This window comes from Geoalkalibacter ferrihydriticus DSM 17813, from assembly GCF_000820505.1.
GTDB classification, from domain to species: Bacteria; Desulfobacterota; Desulfuromonadia; order Desulfuromonadales; family Geoalkalibacteraceae; genus Geoalkalibacter; species Geoalkalibacter ferrihydriticus.
Genome location: NZ_JWJD01000007.1, coordinates 98,205 through 111,072, shown reverse-complemented (window position 1 = coordinate 111,072; position 12,868 = coordinate 98,205). Strand labels below are relative to the sequence as shown.

13 protein-coding genes are annotated in these 12,868 nt (G+C 57.2%); 6 read left to right on the top strand and 7 right to left on the bottom strand.

Features of this window, described 5'->3' with window-relative positions; all coding sequences use genetic code 11:
• Positions 1 to 4 precede the first annotated feature (4 nt).
• The 6 genes from GFER_RS14545 to GFER_RS14520 all read right to left on the bottom strand — a co-directional run bounded on the left by GFER_RS14545 (position 5) and on the right by GFER_RS14520 (position 5,566).
• Positions 5 to 553 (bottom strand): hypothetical protein, encoded by a 549-nt coding sequence (locus GFER_RS14545; protein WP_040100592.1) that lies wholly within the window; start codon positions 551 to 553, stop codon positions 5 to 7.
• Positions 554 to 555: 2 nt separating this feature from the next.
• Complete coding sequence (locus tag GFER_RS14540; RefSeq protein ID WP_235264103.1) at positions 556 to 1,491, bottom strand: phosphate/phosphite/phosphonate ABC transporter substrate-binding protein; 936 nt, start codon at positions 1,489 to 1,491, stop codon at positions 556 to 558.
• Positions 1,492 to 1,504: 13 nt separating this feature from the next.
• Positions 1,505 to 2,608: a right-handed parallel beta-helix repeat-containing protein gene (locus GFER_RS14535; protein ID WP_052446454.1), complete on the bottom strand. Its 1,104-nt coding sequence runs from the start codon at positions 2,606 to 2,608 to the stop codon at positions 1,505 to 1,507.
• Positions 2,605 to 3,438, bottom strand: a complete 834-nt coding sequence (locus tag GFER_RS14530; protein ID WP_040100591.1) for a NosD domain-containing protein — start codon at positions 3,436 to 3,438, stop codon at positions 2,605 to 2,607. Before GFER_RS14530 ends, GFER_RS14535 begins: the two co-directional genes overlap by 4 nt.
• Before the next feature lie 3 nt (positions 3,439 to 3,441).
• Positions 3,442 to 3,948 carry a hypothetical protein gene (locus tag GFER_RS14525; protein WP_040100590.1) on the bottom strand — a complete coding sequence of 169 codons (507 nt, stop codon included), beginning with the start codon at positions 3,946 to 3,948 and terminating at the stop codon, positions 3,442 to 3,444.
• A 244-nt stretch (positions 3,949 to 4,192) separates the two neighbouring features.
• Complete coding sequence (locus GFER_RS14520; RefSeq protein ID WP_040100589.1) at positions 4,193 to 5,566, bottom strand: sigma-54-dependent transcriptional regulator; 1,374 nt, start codon at positions 5,564 to 5,566, stop codon at positions 4,193 to 4,195.
• Between the two features lie 434 nt (positions 5,567 to 6,000).
• Here GFER_RS14520 and GFER_RS14515 point away from each other — a divergent pair, with 434 nt between their 5' ends.
• The 5 genes from GFER_RS14515 to GFER_RS14495 all read left to right on the top strand — a co-directional run bounded on the left by GFER_RS14515 (position 6,001) and on the right by GFER_RS14495 (position 11,216).
• Positions 6,001 to 8,223, top strand: a complete 2,223-nt coding sequence (locus tag GFER_RS14515) for a vitamin B12-dependent ribonucleotide reductase (protein WP_040100588.1) — start codon at positions 6,001 to 6,003, stop codon at positions 8,221 to 8,223.
• Between the two features lie 108 nt (positions 8,224 to 8,331).
• The gene (arfB, locus tag GFER_RS14510; RefSeq protein WP_040100587.1) at positions 8,332 to 8,745 is read left to right on the top strand and encodes an alternative ribosome rescue aminoacyl-tRNA hydrolase ArfB; all 414 of its coding nucleotides are present in this window, start codon (positions 8,332 to 8,334) and stop codon (positions 8,743 to 8,745) included.
• Between the two features lie 115 nt (positions 8,746 to 8,860).
• Positions 8,861 to 9,649, top strand: coding sequence for a dienelactone hydrolase family protein (locus GFER_RS14505; RefSeq protein WP_040100585.1), 789 nt, complete (start codon positions 8,861 to 8,863; stop codon positions 9,647 to 9,649).
• A gap of 179 nt (positions 9,650 to 9,828) precedes the next feature.
• On the top strand, positions 9,829 to 10,620 hold the full coding sequence (locus GFER_RS14500) for a TIGR01458 family HAD-type hydrolase (RefSeq protein ID WP_040100714.1): 792 nt from the start codon (positions 9,829 to 9,831) through the stop codon (positions 10,618 to 10,620).
• Positions 10,617 to 11,216, top strand: coding sequence for a DNA-3-methyladenine glycosylase I (locus GFER_RS14495; protein ID WP_040100583.1), 600 nt, complete (start codon positions 10,617 to 10,619; stop codon positions 11,214 to 11,216). The genes GFER_RS14500 and GFER_RS14495 overlap by 4 nt, the downstream gene beginning before the upstream one ends.
• A 238-nt stretch (positions 11,217 to 11,454) precedes the next feature.
• Here the strand turns inward: GFER_RS14495 and GFER_RS14490 are convergent, their stop codons facing one another.
• On the bottom strand, positions 11,455 to 12,177 hold the full coding sequence (locus GFER_RS14490; protein WP_040100581.1) for an arginyltransferase: 723 nt from the start codon (positions 12,175 to 12,177) through the stop codon (positions 11,455 to 11,457).
• Between the two features lie 184 nt (positions 12,178 to 12,361).
• Here GFER_RS14490 and GFER_RS14485 point away from each other — a divergent pair, with 184 nt between their 5' ends.
• Positions 12,362 to 12,625, top strand: a complete 264-nt coding sequence (locus tag GFER_RS14485) for a CxxCxxCC domain-containing protein (protein WP_040100579.1) — start codon at positions 12,362 to 12,364, stop codon at positions 12,623 to 12,625.
• Positions 12,626 to 12,868 lie beyond the last annotated feature (243 nt).

Here is a 12,868-nt window from a genome sequence, read left to right as displayed (position 1 = left end):
CACCCTATTCGCAACCGCCGGCAAGGCGACTTTGCAGATAGTAGACGTTGCGCAGCGCAGCAACAATCGACGGGTTGTCGGGATTGGCGCGGGCACGTGCGGCAAGCCGGTCATGTCCTTCGTCCACCAGCGCCTGTATCTGCGCGCGCCGTGTCAGGGGGCTGCGCTGATCCACATAATCGCCATTGATGCGCAGACCGCGCACAAAACTTGCCGCGGCCCGATCCAGAACCCCCATTTCGTGAAGAATCATTCCCTGCAGAATAAAACCATGGGCCTCACCGGCGTAATTACGGTTAAGCTGTTCAAGCATGAGCAGTGCCTGCTGGGATTTCCCCTCGCGGCGCAGTTCCTCGACAGGCCCATAAACCTGCTCCAGAAAAGCCACCCGAGCCTGATAGGCCATTTGGCGCTCCATGGCCCGCTCGACGCCACTGTCGGCACGCGCCGCGGAATCCGTCGGCGCCCCGACCAGAATTAGCCAGCCCAGGGCCGCGAGCACCGCCGCCAAACCCACCAGATGCACCCGATCATGCCAGTCGCTTAACCGCATCCTTAAAACTCCTGATAAGGCGGCATGTTGACCCGCCGTAGTAAATCACGGGCAACGTCGTAATCACTGTCGAGAAGTTGCTCGAAACCATCGTAAAAAGCGGCCTTGAGAATTTTGAGACGTTCGCCATCCATGTCTACCGTATCCTCCGGCGTAAGCTTGAGCAACGCGCGACGAAAATCCGCCACCAGCTTGGGATCGACCCAGGGCGCAGCGCCGAAGGTGCAATAGGGAAAAATCTCGCTTTGCGCCAGGATGGTGAAGTCGTCCGCCTCGATTTTGCCTTCGGCCACCATTATTTCAAGATCAAGCACCGGCGCGGCGGCCACATCGTAGGCCTCGAACCAGGCCGCATATACCAGTTTTTCGTGCTTGAAAGAGCCATGGGGTATGGACCACATGGCCAGATCCAACTCCGGATCAATACCGGCCTTGAGCATCAGATCGTACTGCGCGGCGTACCCGGTCAGGGCCATTTGCGGCCCAAAAATCAGGCGCTTACCGCGAATATCCTCGAGAGTTTCGATACCGCTGCCGCGGCGCGAAACCAGGGCGCCGGCCGTGTGCGTTCCGAAATGCCCGCGCTGTCCAGCGGCAAGCAGTTCGAGATCCTGCTCCTTGTGTAAAATGATGTAGAGGATGGCGTTGGTGTGGGTAAAATCGAACTCCCCCTGCTCGTAGCGCTCGACAAAGTCCTGGGTATCGACAGGAATGGCCTCAAAGCGCACCCCCAGTTCCTTTTCCAGATAACGGGTCAGAGGCAAGAAGCGGGCCAGAGTCTCCTCCTCGCTGTTGCAATTCATATAGCCAATGCGCAGCACGGGCCCAGAGGAGGGGCGAGGCTCACAGCCGCCTAAAACCAGCAGCAGAATCAGCCCCAGCAATAAAGCCGCGCCCTTCATGGCCGAACCGCGGCCGGAAAAAACACCATACTTCATCGTATTCCTTCGTCTATTTGGATATGTCGAACAAATCAGGCAGCTTCAGTGCGGGGACGCCCTCCAGGGGCCCATCGATAGACACCAATCCCATTCCTGTACCGCGCGTCGCGTCACGTATCATGAGGGCGATCACCTCGGCATCGGCAGTGCCCCACCAGTTGCCCGGTGCCGGCAGGGGCGTATCGCCCTCATTGCTCACAGCATACAGGCCATTGCCCTCGATATGATTGCCTTCCAATCGTCCCTGGGCATTGAGCCAGCGCACCCCGGAACGACCATTGTCAACGATGCGGTTCTCCCTCACCAGCACTTCAGAATCTTCAAGAAAGATGCCATGTTCGCTATTGTCCACCACCAGATTGCCCTGCACCTCGCCTTGTGAGCGCTGCAGATAAAGGCCGCGGCGATTGCCTGCGATCAAATTGCCCCTCGCCCTGAGGGTGGAATCGCGCAGATTGATTCCGTTGATCAGGTTGTTTTCAATGCGGCACCCTTCCAGATCGACCTCGCTGTAGACACAACGGACGCCCCAGAAGCTACCGCGTACCAGGGTATCCTTGAGCAACACGGTGGAATCGCGGAATTGCAACCCATTGACGTTGTCTTCCAGATGACAGCGCTCGATGGCAACCGTCGATTCCTGAAACTGAAAGCCACGCATATTGTGACGAAACACTGAATCGCTGACCCGGGCGCGGGAGAAATGTGCGTGAAATCCGCGGTAGGCATATTCGATGATGCAATGCTCCAGCAGAGTCTCTTCCTCTTCGGCAAGCATCATGTTGATGGCGCCCCAACTGCCGGGGCGCGGGTGGGCATCACTGGAAGTGAACAAAATGGGCTCAGTAGCGGTTCCAACGGCCTTCAGGCGCCCCTGGATAAAAATTTCATGTTCACCGATGCCGTCGTTGTTGCTATCCATGGAGGTGAAACGCACCTGGGTTCCGGGGCGGATTTCCAGTGTCACGCCGGCTGCAACGGTCAGAACGCCATCAATGAGGACTTCGCCTTCCCAGACAGTGTCCTGCCACAGAGTGTCCATCCCGCGATACACCAGTTCCGCAAGAGCGGATCCGGGCAGAAAAACCAGCATTAACAGCAGAAGCCATCTCATGGCCGGCCTCCGGGCACGCCCAGCAGACGCAGATTTTCGCCGTTGTCCCGGGCCTGATCGACGGCTGCCAAAGGTCCATCGGGATACAGGGCCAGGCCGATGCCGTTGCCGCGAATAAGGTTGTCGTGCAACCTTGGCCGACTGCTCTGATCCACAAACAACCCCTCTTCATTGTGACCGAAAATCCTGTTGCCCTGAATCAGAGGATGGGAGCGGCGCCAGCAGAACACCCCCGCCTCGCCGTTTTCGATGAGGTTGTCGAGAATCATCGGCGCACTATCCGCCTGGGCGACAATGCCGTAGCGGCAACCGAGGATATGATTGTCGCTTATTTGCGGCGAAGAATTGACACACAGCACCCCTTGCTCCGCCCCTTCGATGCGGGTATGGCGGATGAGGCTGTCGACGGCGCCGTCGAGCAGCAGCCCAGACCACACATAATCGCCTCCCCCGGAAAGAGGCAGAGGCACGAAGGAAACCGGATCGGCTGAACTGCCCTCGCTGCGGATGGTGCCGCGCACCAGTAATTCGGTAGCGGCCGAAAGCCACTCCGGTTCGATTTTGGTGCTGTGCGTCGGAACCACGTAGACGGTTGTGCCGGGACGCAGAACCAGGGTCACACCGGCAGGCACAAGCAGATCGTCAGAGAGCACCACGCGCCCTTCGACGACCAGATCCGTGCTGAGAACGCCCATCAACTGGGGCAGAGCGTCGAGTTCCTCGACAGTGGGAATCTCGGTCGGGGCACGTCCGGCGGGAGAAACGGCCGGGGCACAGGCGCTAAGAAGAAGGACAGAACTCAACAAAAGCAAAAGGGCTAGGTTGGGCATGGCTCAAATCCACCGATGGCGCATGAGTAAAGCCCGCGCGGCGGCAGCCGGAGGCTCACCCGCTCTGACCTGGGCGACCAGCTCCGTGAACAGCTCAGGCGTCAAGAGCCCGTCGAGACGCCGCAGAGCCGGGGCCACGGTGGTAAACTGAAGGTCGTCCAGGGGACGGCGGTCAGAAATCAGAAGAAGGGATCCGACCGCGGTAACCAGAGAGGTATATTCGCCGACATCCTCAGGTACGAAAGCCATATCCACGCGATTTTTGCCCAACGCCTCCACAGGCGCATCATCCTCAAGGGCAACCGCAACGGTTTCGACGCCGGTCTTTTCCTTAACGTAGAGCGAAACGACTTCGTAGAATACCCGCTCCTGCACATCCGTACCGACCCCGATAAAGATTTTGGGGCCGTAGCACGCCTGAGCTGCGCTGAAAGCACCGGATCCCAACCAAAGAACCGAGACCAGCACAAGCAGCAGGCCGGCAGGGGGTAAAAGGCGAAAAATTTTCATACGTAGCCTGGCTCCAAACAAATCAGATGGCAAAAGATACCGACAAGGTCCGGGGTGCATGCGGAACAGTGACCACAAATCGAACCACTCAGCTCGCCATATGGACAGCAAGCCCCATACCAGCGCAGGGTGATAGGTATTCGGCCCTGCGCCCTTGCTCAGCCTCCGCGGTCTGCGGCGCAGGCTGCGCATTTACAAAGAATGAAGGGCTTCGCTCAGAATGTCCAAAAAAGACGGTTTTTCGTCACTCACCTCGCTCCAAAAGACCGTATTTCTCCATTTTATACCGCAGAGTGGTGCGTTTGGTTCCCAGCACCTCGGCCGCCCGAGTCTGCGAACCCTGCTCGCGGCGCAAGGTCTGGACAATGAGTTGACGCTCGAGATCTTCGAGAAGCTCTGTCAGGCTACCGCCGCGCTCCGGCACTTTAAGGCAGATCTCATCCTGATCCTGTAAACCCTGAGGCAAATCCCGGGGTGTGATTACCGCGCCACGGGCCATGACTACGGCCCGCTCCATAGCATTCTGCAATTCGCGCACATTGCCGGGCCAATCATAAGCAAGCAGACAGGAATGCGCCCGCGGGGAAAGATCAGAGATGGGCTTGCCCATTTCGGCGGCAAACTTCATCAGAAAATGGCGGGCCAGGGACTCGATGTCTTCACGCCGCTCGCGCAGAGGCGGAACATGAAGATTGACCACGTTGAGACGATAGTAAAGGTCTTCGCGGAAACGGCCGGCACGCACCTCATCTTCAAGATTTTTGTTGGTTGCGGCCACGATACGCACATCGGTACGAATGGTCCGCGTGCCGCCCACCCGCTCGAACTCATGCTCCTGAATGACCCGTAGCAATTTGACCTGGGCATTGAGACTCATTTCGCCGACTTCGTCGATGAACAAGGTGCCTTCATGGGCGAGTTCAAAACGCCCCTTGCGGGTGCCGAGCGCCCCGGTGAATGCACCCTTTTCATGTCCGAAAAGCTCGCTCTCCAGAACTCCTTCGGAAAGCGCAGCGCAATTGAGCACGACAAAGGGTTTATCCTTGCGCGGAGAACTGGAATGAATGGAACGCGCCATAAGCTCTTTGCCCGTGCCGCTTTCACCGGTGATCAGCACATTGGCGTTGCTCGCCGCAACCGAAGAGGCCATGTCAAAGACCTCCTGCATGCGCGCCGACTCGCTGATGACGCCAGTAAACCGGTAACGCTGAGCCAATTCTTCGTGCAGATAACGGTTTTCGGCCAGGAGCCGTTCGCGCTCGAAGGCTTTGGCCACCGTCAACTTGATTTCGTCGGTTTCAAAGGGCTTGGTGATATAGTCATAGGCGCCGGCCCGCAAGGCCTTCACGGCGCTTTCAACGGTGCCGTAAGCGGTAATCATGATGGTTGGAAAGGCAGGGTCAAAAGCTTTGATCCGCTCCAGCAACTCCAGCCCGGTCATTCCCGGCATCTGAATGTCCACCAGCGCCAGATCCACCCCGCCGGTCCCCAACTCTCTCAAAGCCTCATCCCCGCCGGCGACCGCGATTGTTTCATAACCTTCGCGACTCAGAACCCGATCGAGCAAGCGGCGCATGCCCTGCTCATCGTCGACAATCAGTATTTTTTCTCCGGCCATGAAATCCCGTCAGCTTTCCTGATCCCCGGAGCCGCAAAAAAGGACCGGGTGATAATTAACTGCGCTACAAATCTTCTTTCCTCAAACGATACATCAGGACTTTAACGAGCTGCAACACCTCAATCGAATCGCACGCTCGACCCCTGATCTCCCAGAAAAGGCGTAATAATAAAATAGGGAACGACTCAACGGAAATACCCGATCGCGCCCAGGACGTAGCGGTTGAGTGCCGCGGTGCATGCTGAACAGTGACTGAAATAGCTGCGTTGCCAACCCGGCCCAGTGGGGTAAAGTGCCTTAATTCGACCTTGACAGTCGCGATATGTTGTGGTTTATATTCTTCGTCACACCAAGATATAGATATCCTGGCCTCATGTCAAAAAAATCCCGCCAGCAGATGTCCGGGCAAAATAATGCGCAAAAAAGGAAACCTTATGAAAAAAACCAAAACATCCAGCTCCCTACCCCTGACGCCAAATGCCCGCACCGTGCTGGAGCGCCGCTATCTGCGCCGCGATCCGGAGGGCAAAATTCTGGAATCTCCCGAAGATATGTTTCGCCGTGTCGCTCAAACCATCGCTTCGGCGGAAACCCGGTTCGAAACCGGCCAGGATCCGGCAGCGTTGGAAGAAAAATTCTATCGCATGATGACCTCCCTTGAATTTTTGCCAAATTCACCGACTCTGATGAACGCCGGTCGCGAACTCGGGCAGCTTTCCGCCTGCTTTGTGTTGCCGGTAGACGATTCCATGGAGAGTATTTTCGAGGCGATCAAAAACACTGCGCTGATTCACAAAAGTGGCGGCGGCACGGGGTTTTCCTTTTCGCGCATCCGCCCGGCCAATGATGTCGTCGCATCCACCACCGGCGTGTCTTCCGGCCCTCTGTCCTTCATGAAGGTGTTTGACGCGGCCACCGAAACCATCAAACAAGGCGGCACCCGGCGCGGCGCCAACATGGGAATCCTGCGGATCGATCATCCCGACATCATGGATTTCATCATGTGCAAACGCGACCAGACGGTGCTTACCAACTTCAACATTTCCGTTGGTATGACCGAAGCCTTCATGGACGCCGTGGAAAGGGATGCCGAATACGATCTGTGCAACCCCCGCGACGGCAAACCGGTTAAAAAGCTTTCGGCGCGTAAAGTCTTCGAACACATCGTCGAACTTGCCTGGACCAATGGCGAACCGGGCATTATCTTTCTCGACCGTCTCAATCGCGATAATCCCACCCCTCTGGTGGGCGAAATTGAGAGCACCAATCCGTGCGGAGAGCAGCCGCTGCTGCCCTACGAATCGTGCAACCTCGGCTCCATCAACCTGGCGACCATGCTTGACGGCGACGAGATCGACTGGGACAAGCTGGGCGAGACGGTGAAACTTGGTACCCGTTTTCTCGACAACGTCATCGAGGTCAACAAGTATCCCCTGGCCCTCATCGACGAGATGACGCGCGCCAACCGCAAAATCGGCCTGGGTGTCATGGGCTGGGCGGATATGCTGATTTTGCTCGACATCCCCTACAACAGCCCGCAGGCGGTACAGCTCGGCGAGAAAATGATGAAATTCATCAACGATCGAGCCCACGAAGCCTCCATGGACCTGGCCGCAGAACGCGGGGCTTTTCCCAACTTCAAGGGCAGTATTTATGACCGTCCCGGCGCACGCCCCATGCGCAACGCCACCTGCACGACGATTGCGCCGACCGGCACCATCTCCATCATCGCCAGCTCCTCCAGCGGCATCGAACCCCTGTTCGCGGTGAGCTACGTGCGTCAGGTGCTGGACAACGACATCCTTGTCGAAGTCAATCCCCTTTTCGAAAAGGTCGCCAAGGAACGCGGCTTCTACTCCCCCGAACTGATGAAACTCATTGCCGAGCACGGTACCATTGCGGACATCCCCGAAATACCCGAGGATGTGCGGCGCGTGTTCGTCACCTCCCATGACATTTTGCCGGAAGATCACATCCGCATGCAGGCGGCCTTTCAGAAACACACCGATAACGCGGTCTCCAAGACCGTCAACTTCTGCAACACCGCCACCCGCGACGATGTGTCCACCGTCTATCGCCTGGCTTATCAGTCAGGATGCAAAGGCGTCACCATCTATCGCGACGGCTCGCGCGACATGCAGGTGCTCTCAATGGCGAAGAAGGAAGAAAAAAAAGAAGTCGTGCCCATGGAGAGCCATAAATCAGGGCGCAAACGCGACCGCCCTCGCGCCCTGCGCGGTTCCACCTATCAGATGGAGACCGGCTGTGGGCCTCTTTATGTCACGATCAATGAGGACAATCAGGGGTTGTTCGAGTTGTTCACCACCATGGGCAAGGCCGGCGGATGCGCGGCCAGCCAGTGTGAAGCTATCGGTCGCCTGGTATCCCTGGCCTGGCGCTCAGGGGTACAGGCGCGTCAAGCCGTCAAGCAGATGATCGGCATCACCTGTCACAAACCCGCCGGGTTTGGCGACAACCGCATTACCAGTTGCGCCGATGCGGTGGCCAAGGCGATTCAGATGCACATGCTGCAAGATGGCGAAACAGGCATCTCCGTCAACACCGCCGGGGGAGCTTGCCCGGAATGCGGCGGGCCCGTCGAGCACGAAGGCGGTTGCAGCGTCTGTCACGCCTGCGGCTATTCGGAGTGCGCCTGATTTGAGTGGACTGTGTGGACTCGGTGGACTGTGTGGACAGAGAAGTGTGTTTTTCCACCAAGTCCACTCAGTCCATCAAGTCCAATGATTTAAAGGTTTTCCCCAACCATGCTACGCATTTCCAAACAAATCGCCATCCCCGCGCATGAAATCGAGATGACTGCGATTCCCGCCCAGGGTGCCGGCGGTCAAAACGTCAACAAGGTGGCAAGCGCTATTCACCTACGTTTCGACATCCGCGCCTCATCCCTGCCCGACCCCATCAAGGAGCGTCTGCTCGCCCTCAAGGATCAGCGCATCACCCAAGAGGGTGTCATCGTCCTTAAGGCCCAGCAACACCGTACCCAGGAGCGCAACCGCGATGAGGCCCTCAAGCGCCTGCAGCAAATCATCCAGAGTGTTCTGGTGGTGCCGCGCAAGCGCAAGCCGACCAAGCCCAGCAAAGGCGCCAAGGAAAAACGTCTGCAGGAAAAGTCCCGCCGCGGGCAGGTGAAAAATCTGCGCGGCAAAGTCACCGACTGATTCCCTCGCCCCCCATTGCCCTCGACCCGACTGGCATCCCTGCGCATCCGCTCTATACTTATTCGTAAAGCGACACGGCCAAACATAGATTCGCTCAGCCACAAAGGAGGAGACGATGAAAAGCCTGTTTCTCGCAGTCGCCATAGTTCTGGCCGCGGCAATGCCATCCGAGGCCGAGGTCACGGGTCACGAAGTGAACTACATGGCCGGCGACACCCTGCTTAAGGGATATATAGCCGTCAATGATCGCATTGACGGCAAGCGCCCCGGAGTGCTGGTGGTACATGAATGGTGGGGACTCAACGAATATGCCCGTGAACGCGCGCGTATGCTGGCCGAGTTGGGTTACACCGCCCTGGCGGTGGACATGTACGGCCAAGGGCAAACCGCCGATCACCCCCGCGAAGCTGGTCAGTTCGCCATGGAGGTGAGAAAAAACCTGCCCCTGGCCAAGGAGCGCTTCAGCGCCGCTCTCGCCATGCTCCAGCAACATCCCAGCGTCGCTGCCGACCAGATCGCCGCCATCGGCTACTGCTTCGGCGGCTCGGTGGTTCTGGAAATGGCGCGTGCCGGCCTTGACATAAACGGGGTTGCCAGCTTCCACGGCAGTCTCGCTACGGACAACCCGGCACAGCCGGGCGCGGTCAATGCCCGGGTGCGGGTCTATAACGGCGAGGATGATCCCATGGTTACGGGGGAAGAAATTGCCGCCTTTAAAACTGAAATGGAGACTGCCGGTGTCGATTACCGCTTCGTCAACTACCCCGGCGCCATTCACAGCTTCACCAACCCGGCAGCCGATGAGGCCGGAAAACGCTTCGATCTGCCTTTGGCTTACCACGCTGAGGCCGATGCACGCTCCTGGCAGGATTTGCAGGAATTCTTCAACGAGATTTTTCGCTGATGCCCTTTGAACTCTGGCGCCAGGACGACCACGGCAACCGTTTTCTGGTCGGCGTGTTTGCCCAAGGGCTTCAGGCGGAAAAAAAAATGCGGAACCTTACGCGCGTGTCGCACAAACAGACGTATTGGATTGCACAATCAGCCGAGGCCCAGCACAAAGATTTCTCGAAAGACAGTCTTATGACCAAAGGCGTTCTCATCGATTTAAGCGGCACCGTGCACTTGGGCGAGAAAGAAATTCCCGGAGCGATAGCGGCGGTGCGCAGCATTCGGGAAAGCGGTCTGCCCCTGCGGTTCGTTACCAACACCTCACGCATGACTCGGGGCATGCTGCAAGAGCTGCTGAAACGGCTGGGCCTTGCGGTGCCGCCTGAGCATATTTTCACAGCGCCACGCGCGCTGCGCGGCTACCTTCGACAAAATGGGCTGCGGCCCTTTTTGCTGGTTCATCCCCGCCTACATGAAGAATTCGCCGACCTGCGCCAGGATGAGCCCAACGCCGTGGTGATCGGGTTGGCCGAGGAGGAGTTCCATTACGCCAATCTCAATGCCGCCTTCCGTCTGTTGCGCGACGGCGCGCCACTGCTCACCATGGGACGCACCCGCTACTTTGAAGGTGAAGACGGCCTGCAACTCGATGCCGGACCCTTCGTCGTCGCCTTGGAGTACGCCGCCGATACGCAGGCGAAAGTATTGGGGAAACCGTCGGCGGATTTTTTTCTCGCGGCGGTTGCAGACCTTGGTTGCCGGCCTGAAGAAGTGGTGATGATCGGCGATGATGCGGCTTCGGACGTAGACGGAGCCCTGGCGGCGGGGCTGCGGGCCATTCTCGTGCAGACCGGCAAATACCGCAGTGGAGATGAGGAGAAGATCACTCGGCCGGGCGGCATGCTCGCCAGGGATCTCGCTGAGGCGGCCACCATGATTCTGTCGACGAGTCGGGAACAATCGCGGGAGGGGAGCGGCAAATGAGATCCCAAGGTCGCTGCCCCTGGGTGGATCTGAGAAAACCCGATTATATCGCCTATCATGACGAGGAATGGGGCGTTCCGGTGCATGACGACCGCCGCATATTTGAGTTTCTGGTACTCGAATCAGCCCAGGCCGGGCTGTCCTGGTACACGATTCTTCGGCGGCGCGACAATTACCGGCGGCTTTTCGCCGGGTTCGATCCGGCTCGGGTGGCGCGCTTTGACGAAAGGAAAATCCAAGAGTTGCTGCAAGATCCGGGCATCATCCGCAATCAGGCGAAAGTTAAAGCTGCCGTCAACAATGCCTGCCGCTTTCTCGAGGTGCAGAACGAGTTCGGTAGTTTCGACGCCTACATCTGGCGCTTTGTTGACGGACGCCCAGTGGTGAACGAGTGGCGTGAGCTGGCTGATTACCCCACCACCTCGCCGCAGTCCAACGCCCTCAGCCGCGATCTCAAGCAGCGTGGTTTTCAATTTATCGGTCCGACCATCTGTTACGCGCACATGCAGGCCACGGGCATGGTCAACGATCACACTCTTGACTGTTTTCGACGGCGGGAAATTCTAGTGTCCCGTGCGGTTGGTCGTGTCAAATAATTCTGAGGTATTTTTGGTGCTGTCAAGGCGTCGCCAACGCAGGCCTAGCCGTATGCTAAGTCAAGTTGGCGCAACGCAGGCAGCGCCGAAAAGAGCCAGAATTAGAANTATTTTTGGTGCTGTCAAGGCGTCGCCAACGCAGGCCTAGCCGTATGCTAAGTCAAGTTGGCGCAACGCAGGCAGCGCCGAAAAGAGCCAGAATTAGAAGGCAGGACTAATCGCACGGGGCACTAGACACCTACTGAACCGTGACAGGAGCTTCCGGAGGTCCCTTTACCTCGGTCCAGATTCCGCTTTTCCAATTGTAATGTTCTCGGGGACGAAAATGGTCCTTGTAACCCATTCGCATACAGCCGGGCACATAATAGCCGAGATAGTAATAAGCAAGCCCAATCTGCCGCGCATATTCGATTTCGCTGAGAATGCTGAAGGTTCCGGGGTGCAAATACGCAAAGGCGGGATCGTAGAAAAAGTACACGCTGTTGAGGCAGTCGCAGCCCTGATCGAGAAACCCCGCGCCGATGAGTTCGCCTTGATAATAAAGTTCGGTTTGCAACCCCGGGCAGGATGGCATATAGAAGTTATAGAGGAAATCTTCCGGGTCGCTCGCCTGGTCAAAACGGCCTTCTGAATGGCGCCGGTAGAGTTCATAGATTTGGTCGGTCAGTTTCAGCGGGCCGAAACGCGCCTCTAAGCCCTGGCCTTTCTTCAATACCCTGCGCTGGCTGCGCGAAGGGGCAAAGTCAGCCACACGAACCCGTAAGGGAATGCAGTTGCGGCATGTGGGGCATTCGGGCCGAAAAAAATACAGGCCGAATTTGCGCCAACCCTCGGCGAGCAGCAAAGACATTTCCCCCTCGTCGACCCGACTGGCGAGAAAATAACAATAGCTTTTGCGCTGATCGTCGAGGTAGGGACAATCCGTCAATTCTTCGGTCTGCGCTTGCTGAAAAATGTGCATGCTTGCATAGGCCTCTGCGGTTTGCGATAGTCAGAAGAATGGCACAAGCTGCTGCTCCGGTCAATCACGTACAAATCGTATACATCATGATTTTTTTACATAAATTGACTGTAACTATTCAACCTGCGCCATAGAGAACCCAACCCGGTCAACGCGACCAGCGCACTGGCGGAAAGCATATCTCATGACAGAGGATCAATGGGAAAATCTCTGCCGACGCTGCGGCCTGTGCTGCTTCGAAAAATATATCGACGGCAACCGTGTTATCCACACGCCCATCGCTTGCCGCCATCTTGACATCGTCACCCGTGAATGTCGGGTTTATGACAAACGCTTCTCGGTTGGTGAAGGCTGCGTACAACTGACTCCCGAGGTCGTGGGCCAGGTCAAGTGGCTGCCCGATGATTGCGCGTATTGGCCACATGCCAAAAAACGTCAGGCGAGATGACGGAATTCGGCGCGTTCTCACACCTGCCGGCATATCCTATCCAAGGTTTCCGCTTAACACTTTATTGGATTCTGAAAATTAAACATCGCAAATTAGCCGCCTTAGGCGATTAAGGCTTTATTTATTTCCTTTTCTTAACTTTTTGGCATTTCGATTGCAAAACTTCAGGGCAAGAACTTTACGAGCTTTGCCCTGGCGCTCCCTCCTCCTGAGCCTGGGGCTTTTTTTTTAAAGAACACACAG

What these genes read in the sequence shown, in the direction of transcription:
- GFER_RS14515 (WP_040100588.1), top strand. Translation starts at nt 6,001, where the DNA reads ATGAAAAAAACCAAAACATCCAGCTCCCTACCCCTGACGCCAAATGCC.
- GFER_RS14495 (WP_040100583.1), top strand. Translation starts at nt 10,617, where the DNA reads ATGAGATCCCAAGGTCGCTGCCCCTGGGTGGATCTGAGAAAACCCGAT.
- arfB (WP_040100587.1), top strand. Translation starts at nt 8,332, where the DNA reads ATGCTACGCATTTCCAAACAAATCGCCATCCCCGCGCATGAAATCGAG.
- GFER_RS14520 (WP_040100589.1), bottom strand. Translation starts at nt 5,566, where the DNA reads ATGGCCGGAGAAAAAATACTGATTGTCGACGATGAGCAGGGCATGCGC.
- GFER_RS14540 (WP_235264103.1), bottom strand. Translation starts at nt 1,491, where the DNA reads ATGAAGTATGGTGTTTTTTCCGGCCGCGGTTCGGCCATGAAGGGCGCG.
- GFER_RS14505 (WP_040100585.1), top strand. Translation starts at nt 8,861, where the DNA reads ATGAAAAGCCTGTTTCTCGCAGTCGCCATAGTTCTGGCCGCGGCAATG.
- GFER_RS14525 (WP_040100590.1), bottom strand. Translation starts at nt 3,948, where the DNA reads ATGAAAATTTTTCGCCTTTTACCCCCTGCCGGCCTGCTGCTTGTGCTG.
- GFER_RS14545 (WP_040100592.1), bottom strand. Translation starts at nt 553, where the DNA reads ATGCGGTTAAGCGACTGGCATGATCGGGTGCATCTGGTGGGTTTGGCG.
- GFER_RS14485 (WP_040100579.1), top strand. Translation starts at nt 12,362, where the DNA reads ATGACAGAGGATCAATGGGAAAATCTCTGCCGACGCTGCGGCCTGTGC.
- GFER_RS14530 (WP_040100591.1), bottom strand. Translation starts at nt 3,438, where the DNA reads ATGCCCAACCTAGCCCTTTTGCTTTTGTTGAGTTCTGTCCTTCTTCTT.
- GFER_RS14490 (WP_040100581.1), bottom strand. Translation starts at nt 12,177, where the DNA reads ATGCACATTTTTCAGCAAGCGCAGACCGAAGAATTGACGGATTGTCCC.
- GFER_RS14500 (WP_040100714.1), top strand. Translation starts at nt 9,829, where the DNA reads ATGACCAAAGGCGTTCTCATCGATTTAAGCGGCACCGTGCACTTGGGC.
- GFER_RS14535 (WP_052446454.1), bottom strand. Translation starts at nt 2,608, where the DNA reads ATGAGATGGCTTCTGCTGTTAATGCTGGTTTTTCTGCCCGGATCCGCT.